Here is a 16,906-nt window from a genome sequence, read left to right on the forward strand (position 1 = left end):
CGCTCGTTCGGCACACCGCGCGAGACCGCCCCGAGGTCGGTCTCGCGCGGTGTGCCACGAGGGCTGCGCGGTCGTCCGGTGGCCGCCGCCACCGGGCGTTGCCGCATACGCGGGGGGCGAGGTGCACCACGCCCCCGAGGTTGTCGAGGCGGCGAGGAACGTTCCTCGCCTGCGGTGGGGTTCAGGCATCCGCGGCCTCCCCGAAACGCCGGGCCCGCCCCACCCCGGGCGGGCACGGCGTAGCAGGAGGCTAGGGGCGTTCCTTGTGGGTTTCCTGTGAATGGGCCGCCGGAGAGCGGGAATTCACGGCGGATCCCGTTCCGGATCGAGATGCGGATCGGGATCTCGGCACGGTGGGGGCGGGGAGAGCGGCGCGGGGTGGGGGCGCGGGTTCGGGTTTCTCCCGGCCCGCCGTTCGGCTTTGGTTCCGCATGCGGCCCAGGACGCCGAGCCAGGCGCGTTCGCGGGCGGCGGTCGGGTCGGCGCGCAGGGGGAGGACAACTTCGATCCGGGTGCCTCGGCCGCTCGGCGGCACGCCTACCGTGACCCGCCCGCCGTGCAGCGCCACCTGCTGGGCGACCAGGGTCAGACCCAGCCCGGCGCCGCCGCTGCCGGGGCCGCGATGGAAACGCTCGAACACCACGTCGCGCAACTCCGGCGCGATCCCGGGCCCGTCGTCGTCCACGCACACCACGCCGCAGTCCAACCCGGGAAGCACCTTCACCAGGACCCGGCTCGCGCCGTGCACGAGTGCGTTGCCCACCAGGTTGTCCACCAACAGCCGCAGCCCCGCGGCGAGTCCGTACACCACCACCTCGTGCGGCGCCTCCACCCGTATCTCCACCGGGAGTTCGACGCCGGGCCGGTGGGCGGGCGCGCCCCGGGCCGACGCGTGCGCCACCTCGCCCAGTTCCACCGCCTCGAACGCCGTCGCGTCCACCAGGTCGCCCTGGGCGAGGGCGCGCAGCGCGGCCAGGACGGACAACACCCGCTCGTGGCCCACCCACAGGTCGGCGAGCACGTCCGCACGTTCGGCCGCGGCCAGGTCCGGATAGGTGGTCAGCACCTCCAGGTCGGTGCGCATCCCGGTCAGCGGGCCGCGCAGCTCGTGGTCGACGGTCGCCGCGAACGAGCGCGCGGTCTCCAGGGCCTCGCGGGTGCGCGCGGTCTGCTCGGCGTATCGGCCGAGCACGTCGTCGAGGGTGCGGCCGAGTTCGTCCACCTCGACCACGCCCGACGACACGTGTACCGCCTCGTGCGCGCCGTCGTCCGGATCCAGCCGGGCCGCGCGCCGGCGCAGCGCGCGCAGCGACCGGGTGGCCGCGGTCCCGGCGGCCAGCCCGGCGAGTGCGGACAGCGGGACGGCGAACACGGTCACCACATAGACCCGCCGACGCAACAGCGCGGCCTGCGCCTCGGGTTCGCCCGAGGGCAGGAACACGTACATCGGCCCGGTCGGCAGCGGCCGGGTGACCATCCGCCACGAGAGCCGACCGGCGTGTACGGTCACCGGGTTCGGCGCACGGGTGGGCAGCGTCGTGGTCTGCGGCGGTTGCGGACCGACCATCAGCGGCCCGTCCGGGGTGTCCACCCGCACGCCGACGTCGAGCGCCATGCTGAGCACGCGGTACTGGCGGGTGCGGAGGGCCTGTTGGCGCACGTCCAGGTCGGTCCGCAACAGTGCGCGGGCGGGTGGGGTCAACCGCTCGGCGCGCTGCTGGAGCTGCTGGTCCTGACGTGCCAACAGATCGGCCCGGACCCAGTGCACCACGAGGGTGCCTGCGCCCAGCACGAGCAGGGGCACCAGGACGGCGACCGACAGCGCGACGCGGGTGGAGAGCTTCATCCGGGACCGCCGCCGGCCCGAAGTACGAAGCCCACGCCGCGAACGGTGTGCAACACGCGCGGCCGACCGTCCGCCTCCAGCTTGCGGCGCAGATAGCTGACGAAGGTGTCGACCACGTCGGTGCGTACGTCGAAGTCGTAACCCCAGACCCGGTCCAGGAGTTGATCGCGGGTCAGCACCAGGCCGGGGTTGCGGGTGAAGACCTCCAGGAGGGCGAACTCGCGACGGGTCAGGTCGAGCCGGACGCCGGCACAGGAGGCGATGTGCGCGGACACGTCCACCGTGACCGGGCCGACCCGCAGCGGCGCGTCGCCCACCGGCCCGGGCGGTCTGCGCCGCAGCAACGCCCGTAACCGCAGGTCGAGTTCGCGCAGATCGAAGGGTTTCACCAGGTAGTCGTCCGCGCCGCTCTCCAGGCCCGCGATGCGATCGGCGGTCTCGTCGCGTGCGGACAACATCAGGACGGGGGTCGCGGCGCCTCGGGCGCGCAGTTCGGTGCACACCTCGATGCCGCTGATCCCCGGCATGGCCACGTCCAGGACCACGACCTGTGGCGCGGCGGCGGGCACGGCCGGCTCGATCAGGTCCAGCGCGCGGGTGCCGTCGGCGGCGAGGGTGACGTGATAGCCGGCCAGGCGCAGGCCGCGTTCCAGGGCCCGGCGGATGGAGGGGTCGTCGTCGACGACCAGGACGTGGGGTGGGGTGGGGGGTGGGGTCGGGGTGGGGGTTGCGGGAGCCTCGGTCACCGGATCGCGGCCTCCGTTTCGGGAGTCCCCGATTCACGGGGCTCCGGGTACGGATGAGGGGACGAATTCGGGTGCGGATAGGGGTGGTTGCCCGGGGTCGGTGTTCGCGGGGTGGTCCCGGTGGACGCACCTTCGTCGCGGATCACGACGCGGCGCGTCGCGCGTGGGTCGGCTCGACCCATGTCGCCCCCGAATGGTTGTTGCCGATGTTGCAGCACAACCTATGGCGGGAAGCCGCTCCGTGTACCGGGAATGACGGTGCGTCAGCTGTGTGTGGGGGGAGGGGTGGCGGGCGGAGGGTTCGGCGGGGTGTCGGGCGGGTTCGGGGGCGGGTCCGAAGGCGCGTTCGGGGGCGGGGTGTTCGGGTGTTCGGGGTCTTCCGAGCGTCCGGGGTGCTTCGGACGTTCGTGGTGTTCCGAGTGTTCCGAGTGTTCCGGGTGTTCCGGGTGTTCGCGGTGTCGCGATTGCTCCGGATGTCCGATGAAGCCTTCCGTCCCGATGTCGAGCGGGTCGTCCGCGTCGGCCTTGGCGGACATCCACCGGAACCAGTTCGTCCGGTTGATCGGGACCTGCGGGTTGCGCAGCAGCCACAACACGTGGCCCGCCTGGTCGCGGGTCCACGACTCACCCGAGACGCGGGCCTTCTCCAGCCGGGCGCGCAGGTCGTCGCCGTCGATCACGCGGGCGATCCGCGAGTAGTCGCGGTCCTTGCAGCGGTGGCGCCGGTAGACGACGAGTTCGACCAGGTCGAGCAGCCGGGCCCGGGCCGGGCCGTGGTGGCCGGGGACGGCGAGCAGCCGGATCAGGCGCTGCTTGCTGCTCCAGACCTTGGCGTGCCGGGTCCACTCGGCGGGGAATCGGGCCTCCCATTCGAGATACGTCAGCGCGTACGGCAACCCACCCCAGTCGGGGACCTCGGCGGGCGGGGGCGAGTCGGCGAGCAGCGCGGCGTCGGGAGTGAGCAGCCACGCGTCTCGAAATCGCCGCCACGCGCCCTCCTCGGCGGAGACCGAGCGGGGCACCCGCAACACGATGGTGTCGTAGGCCTCGCGCGCCTCGCGCATGTCGCGCGTCACCAGCAGATACCGGTCCAGCGCGCGGCGATGGGCGACCTCGTCGTCCGAAACGAGCGCGCGCATCCAACCCAGCCGGGTGTCCCAGTCCTCGATCGCGCCTCGTTCGCTCACGCCGACGATCTACCCACGTGGCCGGCGAACAAGTCCGCCCCGCCGCACCCGGCGCACGGAACTCGCCGCGAAGTCCGGCGAGACGTCGCTGTCGCGTCGCGCATGCCTGGCTCTCGCTCTCCTCGGGACCGGGCGTGATCATGGTCGCGCGAAATCGCCGCGCCACCCACCCTACGAGCGGATCGCCGGCGTGGTGGGAGGCGGCGCGGCGGGTCGCCGAGACGCGGGCTCGCCCCTCGGGCACACGACCGCGCGATGGTCGGCCGGTGGCCACGCGGGGTGTGCCGGCGCGGTGCCGAGCCACGCTCTTCTCGACGATCCGCATCAGCCGTTCCCCCGCCCGATCGATGCGGCCGTTCCCGGACCGCCGAGCGGGGCGGGCTCAGGCGCCGTTGCCGGCGGCCAGTTGGGGGGTTCTGGGGATGCGGCCGGTCAGGGTCAGGGCCGGGAGTTGGGGGTGGGTGGGGCGTGGGGGCAGGGCGGCGAGGCCGGTGCGGTTGGGACCGGCGGTGGCCAGCTCGGCGCGGATGCGCACCTCCATCAGGGCGCCGGCGGGGGCGGCCAGGGCGGTGGCCAGGAGTTCGCAGGCGGCCTCGGTGCGGCCCTCGGCGCGTTCGACGACGGCGAGGGCGTACAGGGCGTAGGCGCCGACCGGGGTCAGGCCCTGCGTGCCGGTCAACCGCAGGGCCTGCCAGGCGCCGTCGCGGGCCTCGGCGATGCGGCCCTGGGTGGTCGCGGCCATGGACAGCGCGGCCAGGAACCAGGCGGCCAGCGTGCCCTGGCCGGTGGAGCGGGCCAGGCGCAGGCCCTCGGCGGCGTGGGTCTCGGCCTCGACCGCGCGGCCGGACAGCGCGCCCGCGACGGCCAGCGGCATCAGCGCCGCGGCGAGTGCGCCCCGCGCGCCGTGGGTGCGCAGCACGGCGGCCTCGTCGAGCAGGACCTCGTACGCCGCCTGGTCGGTCGCCGCCGCGTGGACCGCGAGCGGGGTCACCTCCCAGAGCGCGATGCCCAGGCCGTACAGCCGGGCCCGGGTGGCCGGGGCGACCATCGCGGGGGAGACGCCGTCGGCCCCGAGCGCGGCGACCACCGTGCGCAGCGGGTCGTCGGAGGCGAGGGGGAGCGCGGCCAGGGCGGTCCGGGCCTGGCTGGTGCGGGCGCGGTCGCCCGCCTCCCACGCGGCGCCGGTCGCGGCGAGCAGGAGGGCGGCGCGGCCATGGGCCGCGTCCAGGAGCAGCGCGCCCGCCTCGGAACGATGCCCTTCCGCGTGCCGGAGGGCGGCGCGGAGCCGGATCGCGGTACCGGAGGAGTGCGCCGACGAGCCCTCGTCGGCGACACCCTCGACATCGGTGGCGTCGGCGGTGTCGAGCAGGGTGCGGGCGCGGACCGGGAAGCCGGCCTCCCACGCGGCGTAGGCGGCGGCGACGAAGCGGCGCCGGGCGGTCGGGCGGTCGGCGGTGAGCCGGGCGGCCTGCTCCCACGTCGCCGCGGCGGCACCGGCGCCCAGCTCGCGGCGGGTACGACCCGCGCCCGCCTCCAGGGCCGCGGCGAGATCGGCGTCGGGCCCGGTGGCCAGCGCGGCCAGATGCCACGGACGCCGGTACGCGAGGGCTCCGCTCGCGGCGTAGACCAGTGCTCCGTGCAGGGAGCGGCGCTCCGCGGCGCTGAGCGAACGGCGTACCTCCTCGCGCGCCGACGCGTTGCGAAAGCGCACCCGGTGCTCGGTGGTGTCGACGAGGTCGGCCCGCAGGAGGGCGAGGCGTGCGCCGCGCCCGATGCCGATGCGCCGTCCGGCGACGGCCAACTGGTCGAGGTCGGCGGCCGGTTCGAGCGCGGCCAACGCGAGCAGTCGGCGCGCCTCCTCGGGCAGGCCGACCGCCGGCCCGCCGCCGTGCGCGACGCGGCCGGCACCCGATCGCTCGCCGCCGCGGACCGTCGACCCGGACGAGGTACCCGCCGTCACCCGATCGTGGTCACGGTCGACGCCCGACCGCGTGGCCCGCGCGGACTCGGGCCGGCGGTCGTTGCCGACACCGGTACCGGTGCCGCCGCCCGTGCCCCGGGCGTCCGCGTCCGTGCCGGCATCGAGACCGCCACCCCAGAAGACGTCGGTACCGGTGGCCCGCCCCGACGGCCCACCGACACCGGAGCCGGAACCCGAAGCCTTCGGCCCGGCAGCCTCGTTCGCCCCGAAGCCGGCACCCGAACGGGACCCGTTCGCCGTACGCCGCGCGGCCGACGCCGCGAACACGCCGTCGGCCGCTTCGTCCCGCCGACCATCCGTGGCCGCCGCCCCGTCGCCCGCACCCACGAGGAAGTCGCCGTCGCGACCCCGGGCCGCGTCACGCGCGCCCGCCTCGACGTCACCCTCCCGGTCGCGGGTCCGCGTCCCGGCGTCGTCGTCCCGCACCGCCCCGCTCGCCTGCCGGGCGTCCTCGGGCAGTTCGTCCCGGGTGGCCTCCGCCGCCACTCGGGACGTGCTACCCGCGTCACACGTGGCCCGGGCGGCCCCGTCGTGGGTGGTCGTGGCTTCGACGTCGATCGTCTGTTCGGCCGCACGAGTCGCCTCGTCCGTGCCCGCGTCCCGCGAACCGGCCGGACCGGCCGCGGACTCCGCGGCGGCCACGTGCTCGGCCCCTCGTGTGGCGGCCGGGTCGTCCCCGGCGGTCTTCGTCGCGTCGTGCGCCCCCGAGTCGGTCACCCGCTCGGCTGCACCCATTCGGAACGCCCCGCCGGACGCCCCCGCTTCGGCCCGCTCCGACCGCTGCCCATCCGCTTCGGCGAGCCCGACCCCCGCGGCGTCGTCCGCTCCGGCGACTCCCGGACCCGACTCGGCGTCCTCCGCCGCGGCGCCCGCCCCGTCCCGCGTGGCGCGCAGCACCGCGATCGGCAACCCCTCCGCGCGGGCGGCGATGTACGCCACCACCGCGGCCGAGGCCGCGTCGAGCCAGTGGGCGTCGTCGACCAGGACCAGGATCGGCTGTTCGCGGGCGGCGATGGCGATCAGGGAGCACGCGGCGGCGGCGACCACGGTGCGGTCGGCGGCGCCGGGGGCCAGGCCGAGGGCGGTGCGCAATGCCTGGGCCCTGGTGTGCGGCAGCCGGCCGATGCGCGGGTGCAGCGTGGCGAGGAGTTGGCGCAGGCCGGTGTAGGGGAGGGCGCCGCCGCCGCGCGGGCCGCTCGTCCGCAGGACGGTCATCCCCTTGGCCGCCCACACCGCCTCGGCCAGGAGCGTCGTCTTGCCCGTCCCCGCGGCGCCGCGCAGCACGACGGCTCCGCCGTCACCGGCGCGCGTCCGTTGCAGCAGTGCCGTGACGGCGGCCAGTTCGTCGTTCCTTCCGTGTGGCACGGAAAATCTCCTCGCTTCTCGCTCACACCCCCGTGGTGTGCCCGGCGGCCCCGCCGGATCCGACCGGGCCGCCGCACTATGAGCCTGAGCTTGCCCGTTCCCGGTCAACACATGTTCAACATTCACTCAACGTGTGAAGTCCGCACCAACCAATTACCGACATGTGACACCGACATGGGGTCGATCTCACACCCGCGCTCGGCCGTACATCCACCGACTCCTCGACGCGATCGCCCTTCGGCGCCTCGAACCCTGCCTCGATCCGGCCTCGATCCCCGCCTCAATCCCGGTACTCCGGTCGCCGCCCGTCCCGGCGCGCCCGAATGGCCTCCTCGAAGTTCTCCGTCGTCAGCCGGACGTACAACTGGGCGTGCCCCTCGTGATCCATGTGCGAGTGCATGCTGCCGGCCTCCAGACCCGACCACAGCAACCGCTTCGTCACCTCCACCCCCACTCGGCTGAACCCGATGATGCGCTCGGCGAGTTGATACGCGTCGTCGAGCAATTTCTCGCCCGGCACCACGCGCGACACCAGTCCGATCCGCTCGGCCTCGGTCGCGTCCACGTCCCGCCCGGACAACATGATCTCGAATGCCCGAGACGACCCGATCGCCCGGGGGAGCAAATAGCTGATTCCGAGCTCGCTCGCGGTCAGTCCGTTGTTGATGCCGGCGGCCCGGAAGCAGGCCGTGTCGGAGGCGATGCGGATGTCGGTGGCGGTGGCGAGGCAGAACCCGCCGCCGATCGCGGGGCCGTTGATCGCGCCGATCACCGGTTGGTGCAGCCTGCGCAGCCCGAGGATCACGTCGTCCAGGATCTCCATCGACCGACGCGCGATGCTCGTCCGGGTCAGGCCCTCGATCCCGGGGATGCGTCCGGAATTCTCCAGATCCGCACCGGAACAGAACCCCCTCCCCGCACCGGTCAATATGACGACACGCGTATCGTTGTCGGAACTCACTGCTTCCAGAGCCTCACGGAAGGGGACCATGACGTCGAAGGCCATGGCGTTCATGCGGTCCGGTCGATTGAGGGTGATGAGCGTGACGTGGGGGCGGGGCTTGTCGACGAGTACGAAAGACATGGGGGCGTCATCCTCGGCATGATGGAGGGGCGAAGGACTGCGAGTCGCACGGCGTCCGGCCGGGCGACCGTGGTGCCGAAGAGCGCGGATCCGATCCCGACGCCGACGATCGGCGTGGCGCGTCCGGTCGCCGATCGGGCGAGCGTCCGCACGCCGGTCGAGGACGAACGTCCGGTGGCGCGTCGGTGGTTCGGGGCGCGGATCCGGTCGGCGGTGCGTGCCCGGATCGGGGCCCATGGCCGGTTCGGAACCCGTACGTGGTTCGGGACACGCAAGCCATTCTTGACCAAGTCAATGAAACCGCTCAAGGCCGATCCCCGATCGTTCGACGCGTTCGCGGGCGACTACGACCGATATGCCGGACTGTGTGACCCTCTCGGCGCGTGGCTGGCCGATCTCGAACTCGCCGGCGAGCGTGCCCTGGACGCCGGGTGCGGCTCCGGCCGGCACGCGCTCGCCCTGGCCGGCTCCTATGCCGAGGTGGTGGCCGCCGACGTGAGCGCGCCGCTGATCGAGGTCGCGAGGGTCCGCCGGCCGCACGAGCGGGTCCGCTACGAGGTCGCCTCGCTGCTGGACGTACACCACGCCGAAGGCTTCGACCTGGTCCTGAGCATCGGCACGCTGCACCACCTCCCGGACCTGACCGCCGCGCTCACCCATCTCGGGTCGCTGGTCCGCCCCGGCGGCGAACTCGTCCTGGTCGACGACGTGGCCACCGAGCCCGCCGTGACGCGCCGGCAACACGTGCTCCTCGCCGTCCGCGAACTGGCCCGGGACCTGCGCCGGCTGCGCGTCCGGGACGCCTGGTGGCTGTACCGCTTCCGCACCGGCACGGCCTGGCTGGACCACCTGATGTCCCACCACTACCTCACCCGCGCGCAGTACCGCGAGCGCTACGCCGAGGTCTTCCCCGACGCCGACTTCATCGACCTGGCCGACGCGACCGCGATGCGCTGGCGCCGTCGCTCCTAGGCCCTGTCCGGCCGACCCACGACTGGCAACGATCGGAGACCACGGATGTCGATCGATACGGCGGACGGCATACCGGCGTCGCCGCAGGCACGCGAGGACGGCGCGCCCGTCCGGGTCGACCTGGGTCGGCTCGCCTACCCTTTCGCCCAGACCGAGATGGCGCGCTGGGTCGCCGAGCGGCAACAAGGCCGCGCACCGGACCGGCTGTTCCTGCTCACCCACCCCCCGGTGATCACCTACAGCGCGCGCACCCCCGCCGCGGACCTGCCGGACCCGGCCTCGCCGATCCCGCTGGTCGAGGTGGACCGGGGCGGACACGCCACCTACCACGGGCCGGGGCAGCTGATCGGCTACCTGGTGGTGAACGTCCGCGCGCTGGGCCCGGGCGACCTGGTGCGGCGGGTGGAGAACGGCCTGCTCGCCGCGCTCGACGCGCTGGGCTTCCCGGCGGTACGGCGCGAGACCCCGGCGGGTGCGCCGAGCCTGGTCGGGATCTGGACACCGGACCACCGCAAGCTCGCGTCGATCGGGATGCGGATCCGACGGGGCGTCAGCAGCCACGGCTTCGCGCTCAACATCGACCCCGACCTGAGCGCGTTCACCACGTTCACCGCGTGTGCGCTCCCGGACACGACGATGACCTCGCTGGCCGAACTCGCCGCCGAGGCCGGCCGCGCCGCCCCGAGCGAGGCGGCGGTCCGCGACGCGGTGGCAGAGGCCCTGCTGCGCGAACTCACCCGGCGTCCCCCGACGAGCCCGCCCGCCCCGCACACGGAGGCGGACCTCCCGCGCGGGTTTCGGCGGCTCAACCCGCCCGCACGCCCGTGACGTCCCACAGGTGGTGGACCGGGTCGTGGATGAAGTAGCGGGCGAAGGACTCCACCGTGAAGACCGTGCCGTCGCTGCGGTTGCCGGTACGCGACCACTGGTCGTCGGCCACCGCCGCGAACGCGTCGGCCAATGTGCCGCCCGCCGCCGCGAGATCGGCCGCGACGCGTACGGGGTCCTGCTCGGCGTAGCGCGACTCGATCGCCGTCGCGTCCTGGTCCCAGTTCGCGAAGTCCGGGGCGTCGCGGGTCAACATCAGCCGTAGCCGCTCGTCGAACAGCACGAAGACGTCGTTGACATGGCACGCGTATTCGAGCGGGGACCACGTGTCCGGATTCGGCCGATTCCGCAGCTCGTCGCCGCCGGAGACGAGCAATTCGTGCCACGCGGCGGCGTTCGCGCGGGTCAGCGCGGGGATCCGGTCGAGCGGAACGGCCGGGGTGTCCAGGCCGCAGTCGGGACAGGACGTGTCGAGAACCCACGTCCAACTCTTGGTCTCGGGAATGATCATGCGCCGAGGATGGCCCACGCACCCCCGCTCCAACAAGGCGTTTCCCTCGAAGCCCCCGCGCCCGCGCGCTCGGTGCGCCGCCACCTCCCGCCCACCGGATCACACCCGCCACGCGAGTCGACCCCTTTATCAGCCCTCCTTCCGCCGTACATCCTCGACGGCGGATTTCGAGGACGCCTTTTTCTGCTTCTCCTCCTCGGTGGGAAAAAGCGTTTCTCCGAGCATCCACACCACGAACCCGAGCACGATCAGGGCGAAGCTCGCCGGCAGCTGATAGCCGTGAAAAAAGGTTTGTCGGGCGAGCAGACCCCAGGCTCGGAACCAACCGACGAAGTGGTGAACGATCCCACCGACGCCCTGGAGGACCAGGAACAATCCGAAAATGTCCAGGAACTTGCGCATGGGTGTCACGCTATCGACGCCTCTTGATCTTCGAAACGGCCGAGCGGCCAATCCCGATCGACCAAAGTCGAGCCCCGCGCGCCCGGTACCGCGACCTTCGTCGTGCCGACCGAACCCGACGGGGACCGCTCGCGTCGACGGTCGGTGAGACGGGCCGCCTCGCGGCGAAAGGCTCACCGCGGCTCCAGCCGAACGGTAGTCCGCGGTGGCCATGAGTGGGCCCGGGGGCACCGATCTCACCGACCGCCCCCGGCAACCCGCACGCCCCGCCCGACATTCCCGTCCTCACGCGGAACTTCCACCCCGCGTCCCGAATCGCCGCCACCATGTCGAAACACCCCGGAATGCACCGCAATATGCCCCACCTCGCCCCGCCGCCCCTCCCGCGCGGTCCGCCCGAATCCCGCCCCACCCTCTTCCGCGGTAGCGCGCACCCGGCTCCCCGCCACGCCCTACGATCGAGTCATGTTCGTGATCACGCTGACCTACGTCGTCCCCGTCGAGGACATCGACGCGCTCATGCCCGGCCATCTCGAATGGCTCGACCGGTACTACGCGGACGGCACCCTGCTCGCCTCCGGGCGTCGTGTCCCGCGCACCGGCGGGGTGATCCTGGCCCGCGCCGACGACCGGACCGCGCTCGACGCCGTGCTCGCGGAGGACCCGTTCCGGAAGGCGGGCGCGGCCACCTACGACGTTGTCGAATTCGCGCCTTCCAGGACCGCTCCCGGGCTCGAAGGACTGCTCCCGGCCGCCTGAAGTGCCGTCAATAGCCGTTCATTTCCAGCACATTTGATGGCGATTACTCACCAATTCAGACAACAAACGAGTACAGGCTTCCGCATTCACACCTTCGGGTGATTTCGTGTTGGGAACACACCCGGACCGGGCGCCGGGCGCTCATCCGCCGGGGCGTGCATTCCGCGCCGAGTACCCCGATCTCGTCACCCCAACCCCCGCTCGGCGCCCTACCGACACAACGGCACAGCTTGCGACAGGACGTATGGGGGAGGCGTTGACCGATGCGCGTGCGAGATACCCGGATGCCGGGGTGGCCTGCGGACATGTTCGTGCCGGAGCTCCCCGTGGCCACCGCGCGGCTGCGTCGCCGGGTCGCGGATTCGGTGCAGCCCGACGGGGCGGTGCGCAGCCCGTGCCGCAGTCGCGTGCTCGAATCGGCGCTGCTGCTGCGCCTGCTGGAGCGCACCGGGATCGAATCCGACCACCACCGTCGGGTCGCCCGGTTCCTCGCCGATCGCCTCGACGACTTCGAACCGCTCGATCGACTGCTCGCGACGATCGCTTTACGCCATCCAGACGGCCTCGCCGAGCACGGCGCGGACGCCCTGCTCGACCGCTTCCTGCAGCGGGCGCCGGCGTTTCTGAACGCGCGCAAGCGGGTCCTGCTCGAAACGGTGCTGACCCTGCTCGGCCCACCCCGGAGCGTGCTTCGGCGTACGTTCGACCCGAGCGCGTTCGACACCGGGAACCTGCACCCGTGGGCGCACGTGCAGACCATCGCGCTCAAGGTCGCGTCGGCCGATCTGACCGGTCACGGCGACGAGATCGCCGAGTCCGAGGTGCGCCTGCTCGTGGACACCCAGCAGGTGTCGGGAGTCTGGGAGGGCAATCTGCTCGTGCACCTCCTGGTGCTGCACGCGCTGGTCGGGCGGCCGCACCTGGACGGTGTGCTGGTCAACGGCGTGGCCAAGGCGCTGGTCCACCAACGGGTGGACGGCGGGGTGCCGTTCGTGACCGACACGGACACCTGGTGCGCAATCACCGCGGGTGTCGCGCTGGACGCGTCGGGCGCCCCGATGGAGGTCCGCCGCCGGATCGGCGACCACCTGGCGGCCCGCCAACGGGTGGACGGCGGCTGGTCGTACACCGACGCCGCGGCGCTCGCCGACGTCGACGACACCTCGGTGGCGATCGAGTTCCTGCACGCCACCGACCCGCTGCGCTACCGGCGCACGATCGACTGCGGCTTACGCGCCCTGTGGTCCTACCAGGGTGCCGACGGCGGGTTCCCCACGTACATCGCGGGAGCGCCCTCGGAGGCGTGCATGACCGCGGCCGCGGTCAACGCGCTGAGCGTACGCGCGCCCCGGCACGTGCAACGCATCACCGCCGCACGCCGGTTCCTGGCCTCCGCGCAGCGTGTCGACGGCACCTTCGAACCGGACTGGAGCCGCAGCCGCTACCACGCGATCTTCCGCGCCCTGCTCGCCACCGACGCGTGCGGTCCCGACGCCTACCGGGCCACCGTCAAGCGGGCGCTGACCGCGGTGCGCGAGGGGCAGAACCGCGACGGCGGCTGGGGCCAACAACCCGGCGACCCCAGCGACGCGATCAGCACGGCGTACGCGCTGATCGCGCTGTGCCGCCAGGCCGACCCCCACCCCGCGACGCGCGGCGTCGAGTACCTGCTGAGCACACAACGCGCCGACGGCGGGATCGACTCGGTGCCGGACATGCTGGGCACCCGGCCGTTCCTGTACGCGATCCCCAGCCTGGCCGACCACTTCACCCTGCTGGCCCTCGGCCACCTGGGCAGTCGGTTGGCCGCCCGGACGCGCCGCCCGAGCGCCCCGCGGGGCCCCGGCGCGCAGTCGGCGTACCCCTCAGCCCTGCGTGCCCCCGCGCCCGGTTCCGCCGGATCGCGCGGTGGGGGCAGGAATACCCCGACGCAGACCGGCGAAAGGAGCCCGGCGTGAGCACACCGACCGTCGTCGACCTCCCGATCAGCTTCCACCTGCCGAAGCTCGCGAACCTGTTGCCGATGACGTTCCATCCGGAAACGGACCGGTTGATGCGCGAGTCCCGCTGGTGGGCCCACCGCCACCTCGGCTTCGCGTACGCGGGCGACGCCGCCCGGATAGACAAGAACGTGGACGGAACGCTGCTGGTGTCGTTGTCGGTTCCGCACGCCGACTACGAACTCGCGCTGACCACGGCCAAGGTGATGAACTATCTGATCGGCATCGAGAACAGTCTCGTGGACAAGGCGGGCCTGGGCGGCAGTTCGTTCGCCACCCGCAACGTCTTCGGCCGTTTCATGGCCGACCTGCTCGGCTGGGGGGACGGCTCGACGCCCCTGCGCGAGGACTTCTCCTGGCTGCGCGAGCGTATGCCGCCCGCGCGCTGGATCCGATTCGTCTCCTACATGGAAGACTTCGCACACGGGTTCACCACCGAGTTGGAGAGCTGGCGCGACGCCGGGATATCCGACTACGACACGTACATGGACGACCGCCGGCACAGCCTGGGGGTGCGCTGGTTGTTCGGGTTCGCCGAGGAGGGCGTGCCCGGCGTGGCGCTGTCCCAGGAGGCGTTTCGGACCGCCGACATGGTGGCCGTCCACGACACCGCGATCGACGGCTACACGCTGATCAACGACCTGGTCTCCTATCGCAAGGAGCTGGTCATGGACGACCGGGTGAACCTGGTCTATTACCTCGGCGAGGCCGAAGGGCTCGACCTCGAAGGGGCGATGAACAAGATCTGCGGCCTGATCGACGCCACCGAACGCAAGTTCCTCGACCTGCGCGACCGGATCATGGCCGGCCCGCACGGCGGGGAGCCGGGGATGCGCGCCTATCTCGACGAGGTCGGCCACGTGATGACGTCCAACCTGTGGTGGGCCACCGTCAGCAAGCGCTACGAACCCGGCGGCCTGGGCTGGGACGGCTCCACCGCCGGCACCATGACCTTCCACCGGGACCGGGCCGTGTTCGTCCCGGATCCGACCCCGGGCGGCTGACCGGCGACCGCCCGAACGCGGCGCCGACCGCCCCACCCGCACCGATACCGGTGGTCACACCCCGGCGCGCCCGGCCCTCGCGGCGCGCCGGCGGGCTTTGCCCGAACCTGACGCAACGTCAAGGTCACCCTCGGACGGCTTTAATCATTCACTCATGAAGCACGTCCATGCTGCCTACATGGACTTTCCGCGTTGTGGCACCCCGCGTCCTGCGGTTCGATCCGGCTCGCACCCGGTGGGGAGGGCGCGACCGCCGGTCGCGCCCCGGGGAAAACATCGGACGGGCGGTGAGCGGATCGGCGTGGTCGGGGCAGGCGTCCGGTGATGTCAGTCTCCTTCGGCACCTTCGACAAGCGCGCCCGACCCGCCCGCCCGACCCCCGCCGCGCGCCCGCCGGCCGAGCCGGCCGATCCACACCCGCCCGCCGAACCGGCCGGCCCGACGGCCCGGACCGATCGGCCCGCGACCGGCCGCCGGCCCCACCTGCACCGGGTCGACCTGATCCGCGACATCGCCTTCCTGTGCGTGATCGTGGTGCATGTCATCGGCGTGACCTACCCGTTCCCCGGTGAGGGCCCCGCCTTCACCCAGCTGGTCCTGCACGCGACCCGCGCGGTGTTCTTCTTCGTCAGCACCTTCGTGCTCTTCCACAGCGCGTACCACCGGCCGCTGCGCGTGGGCGCCTTCCTCGGCAGGCGCTTCAAGCTGCTCGGCGCGCCGTATCTGCTGTGGTCCACCGCCTACTGGGCACTGGGCGACCACGCGCGCATCCGCGACGACCTGCCCGGCGCGCTGGGCGATCTGCGCGGCGGCATCGTCTGGGGCGGGTCCTGGTACCACCTGTACTTCCTGCTCGTCTCGCTCCAGATCGCGGTGTTGTTCCCGCTCCTGCTCAAGCTGGTCCGGGTCACCACCGGCCGGCATCTGCCGCTGCTCGTGGTCAGCGCCGCGGTGCAACTGGCCGCGCTGGTGGTGCTGTTCCACCCCACGCCGCTGAGCGGCCCGCTGGAGTGGTACCGCACGCACGGCGGGATGTTGTTGCCGACCTACGGGTTCTTCGTGCTGTCCGGCGCGCTGGCCGCGGTGCACCTGGACGCCTTCCACGCGTGGATCGTCGGGCACACCCGGACCGTGTGGGCCGGCACGCTCGGCATGCTCGCGCTGACCTGGCTGTGGTACCGGCACACCGTCGCCGGCGGCCGGGACACCGCGACCGCGTCGATGGCCACCCAGCCGGTGAGCCTGCTGTGGGGCCCGGTCGCGGTGATCGCGCTGTACGCCCTGGCCGGCCGCTGGGAACGGGCCCGCCGACCCGTGCCCGGCCGGCGGGCCGCCGCGCTGGGGGCGCAACTGGCCTTCGGCGTCTACCTCGTGCACCCGATGATCCTGCGGCTGCTGGAACTGAGCGGATTCGCCGCCGCGTTGCCGTGGTCGCCGGCGGTGGACACCATCGTGCTCGTGGTGGTGGTCGCCACCGGGTCGGCCGGGTTCGCCTGGCTGGTCGGGCGAACCCCGGTCGCCCCCTGGGTGATCGGCCGCGAGCGCATGCGCGGCGACCGGCCGGCGTCGGTGACCGTACGGCGCTCGACACCGGCCGACCCACACCGACGTGCGCACGCTCAGCACATGGGCAGCAGGTCCTTCACCGACCCCGTGGTCTCCAACCACGCCTCGGGCGCGTAACCCGCGCCCTGGCTCGTGGTCACCAGCACCCACTGGTCGCTCTTGCCGCCACGCCAGCCGTAGACGGGGGCAACGCCCTTGGCCCGGCAGGTCGCGGTCAGTTGGGTGCCCGCGGTGACCTCGGTGATGGTCTTGCCCTTGCCCGGCTTCTCGCGTATTTCCAGGCCGATCGCCTGGCGCGCGATCACCGCCATCTTCACCGTCGAGGTGGGCGAGGGCACGGCCGTCCCGCTCGCCGACGGGTGCGCCGACCCGGACGTGCCCGGCGACACGGTGCTCGACGCGTTCTTCTTCTTGTCGTTCTTGTCGTCGTCGCCGGAGAGCACCCACCACACCAGGATCACGATCACCCCGACGATCACCGCCCCGATCACCAGACCGTTCCCGGATTTCGGTGGGGGCGGACCTCCCGCGCTCGGCGCCCGACGGGCGGGCGTCAGGCGACGCCAATCGAATCGGGACGACCCCGCAGACGGCATGGTGACTCCTTCACACGGACGTGCGGTGATACCGGAAAAACTCGACGCTTGATTCTTTC

The 16,906-nt window shown here is 72.7% G+C and carries 14 protein-coding genes; 6 read left to right on the forward strand and 8 right to left on the reverse strand.

Annotation, left to right across the window (positions count from 1 at the left end):
* Positions 1-250: 250 nt before the first annotated feature.
* The 5 genes from ACFRCG_RS22465 to ACFRCG_RS22485 all read right to left on the reverse strand — a co-directional run bounded on the left by ACFRCG_RS22465 (position 251) and on the right by ACFRCG_RS22485 (position 8,209).
* On the reverse strand, positions 251-1,846 hold the full coding sequence (locus ACFRCG_RS22465; RefSeq protein ID WP_380034007.1) for a sensor histidine kinase: 1,596 nt from the start codon (positions 1,844-1,846) through the stop codon (positions 251-253).
* On the reverse strand, positions 1,843-2,592 hold the full coding sequence (locus ACFRCG_RS22470; protein ID WP_380034009.1) for a response regulator transcription factor: 750 nt from the start codon (positions 2,590-2,592) through the stop codon (positions 1,843-1,845). The genes ACFRCG_RS22465 and ACFRCG_RS22470 overlap by 4 nt, the downstream gene beginning before the upstream one ends.
* Positions 2,593-2,855: 263 nt before the next feature.
* Positions 2,856-3,779, reverse strand: a complete 924-nt coding sequence (locus ACFRCG_RS22475; protein ID WP_380034011.1) for a hypothetical protein — start codon at positions 3,777-3,779, stop codon at positions 2,856-2,858.
* A 382-nt stretch (positions 3,780-4,161) separates the two neighbouring features.
* A complete protein-coding gene (locus tag ACFRCG_RS22480) occupies positions 4,162-7,125 on the reverse strand; it encodes an AAA family ATPase (RefSeq protein WP_380034012.1) in 2,964 nt (987 codons plus the stop codon).
* A gap of 280 nt (positions 7,126-7,405) precedes the next feature.
* Positions 7,406-8,209, reverse strand: a complete 804-nt coding sequence (locus ACFRCG_RS22485) for an enoyl-CoA hydratase (protein WP_380034014.1) — start codon at positions 8,207-8,209, stop codon at positions 7,406-7,408.
* A gap of 282 nt (positions 8,210-8,491) precedes the next feature.
* Between ACFRCG_RS22485 and ACFRCG_RS22490 the strand changes: the two genes are divergently transcribed.
* Together ACFRCG_RS22490 and lipB are read left to right on the forward strand one after the other, a co-directional pair.
* On the forward strand, positions 8,492-9,181 hold the full coding sequence (locus ACFRCG_RS22490) for a class I SAM-dependent methyltransferase (RefSeq protein ID WP_380034016.1): 690 nt from the start codon (positions 8,492-8,494) through the stop codon (positions 9,179-9,181).
* Between the two features lie 45 nt (positions 9,182-9,226).
* A complete protein-coding gene (lipB, locus tag ACFRCG_RS22495) occupies positions 9,227-10,009 on the forward strand; it encodes a lipoyl(octanoyl) transferase LipB (RefSeq protein ID WP_380034018.1) in 783 nt (260 codons plus the stop codon).
* Here the strand turns inward: lipB and ACFRCG_RS22500 are convergent.
* Both ACFRCG_RS22500 and ACFRCG_RS22505 read right to left on the reverse strand, forming a co-directional pair.
* Positions 9,987-10,520 (reverse strand): DinB family protein, encoded by a 534-nt coding sequence (locus ACFRCG_RS22500; RefSeq protein WP_380034020.1) that lies wholly within the window; start codon positions 10,518-10,520, stop codon positions 9,987-9,989. The genes lipB and ACFRCG_RS22500 overlap by 23 nt on opposite strands.
* Positions 10,521-10,649: 129 nt before the next feature.
* Complete coding sequence (locus ACFRCG_RS22505; RefSeq protein ID WP_380034022.1) at positions 10,650-10,922, reverse strand: hypothetical protein; 273 nt, start codon at positions 10,920-10,922, stop codon at positions 10,650-10,652.
* A gap of 465 nt (positions 10,923-11,387) precedes the next feature.
* Between ACFRCG_RS22505 and ACFRCG_RS22510 the strand changes: the two genes are divergently transcribed.
* The 4 genes from ACFRCG_RS22510 (at position 11,388) to ACFRCG_RS22525 (ending at position 16,368) form a co-directional block, all read left to right on the forward strand.
* Positions 11,388-11,681 carry a YciI family protein gene (locus ACFRCG_RS22510; RefSeq protein ID WP_380034024.1) on the forward strand — a complete coding sequence of 98 codons (294 nt, stop codon included), beginning with the start codon at positions 11,388-11,390 and terminating at the stop codon, positions 11,679-11,681.
* A 305-nt stretch (positions 11,682-11,986) separates the two neighbouring features.
* The gene (locus ACFRCG_RS22515; protein ID WP_380034026.1) at positions 11,987-13,639 is read left to right on the forward strand and encodes a prenyltransferase/squalene oxidase repeat-containing protein; all 1,653 of its coding nucleotides are present in this window, start codon (positions 11,987-11,989) and stop codon (positions 13,637-13,639) included.
* Complete coding sequence (locus ACFRCG_RS22520; RefSeq protein ID WP_380034028.1) at positions 13,636-14,685, forward strand: hypothetical protein; 1,050 nt, start codon at positions 13,636-13,638, stop codon at positions 14,683-14,685. Before ACFRCG_RS22515 ends, ACFRCG_RS22520 begins: the two co-directional genes overlap by 4 nt.
* 324 nt (positions 14,686-15,009) lie before the next feature.
* A complete protein-coding gene (locus tag ACFRCG_RS22525; protein WP_380034030.1) occupies positions 15,010-16,368 on the forward strand; it encodes an acyltransferase in 1,359 nt (452 codons plus the stop codon).
* Here the strand turns inward: ACFRCG_RS22525 and ACFRCG_RS22530 are convergent.
* Complete coding sequence (locus tag ACFRCG_RS22530) at positions 16,305-16,742, reverse strand: hypothetical protein (protein ID WP_380034031.1); 438 nt, start codon at positions 16,740-16,742, stop codon at positions 16,305-16,307. The two genes, ACFRCG_RS22525 and ACFRCG_RS22530, sit on opposite strands and share 64 nt — an antisense overlap.
* Positions 16,743-16,906: the final 164 nt, after the last annotated feature.

This window comes from Embleya sp. NPDC056575 (assembly GCF_042793325.1).
GTDB lineage: Bacteria > Actinomycetota > Actinomycetes > Streptomycetales > Streptomycetaceae > Embleya.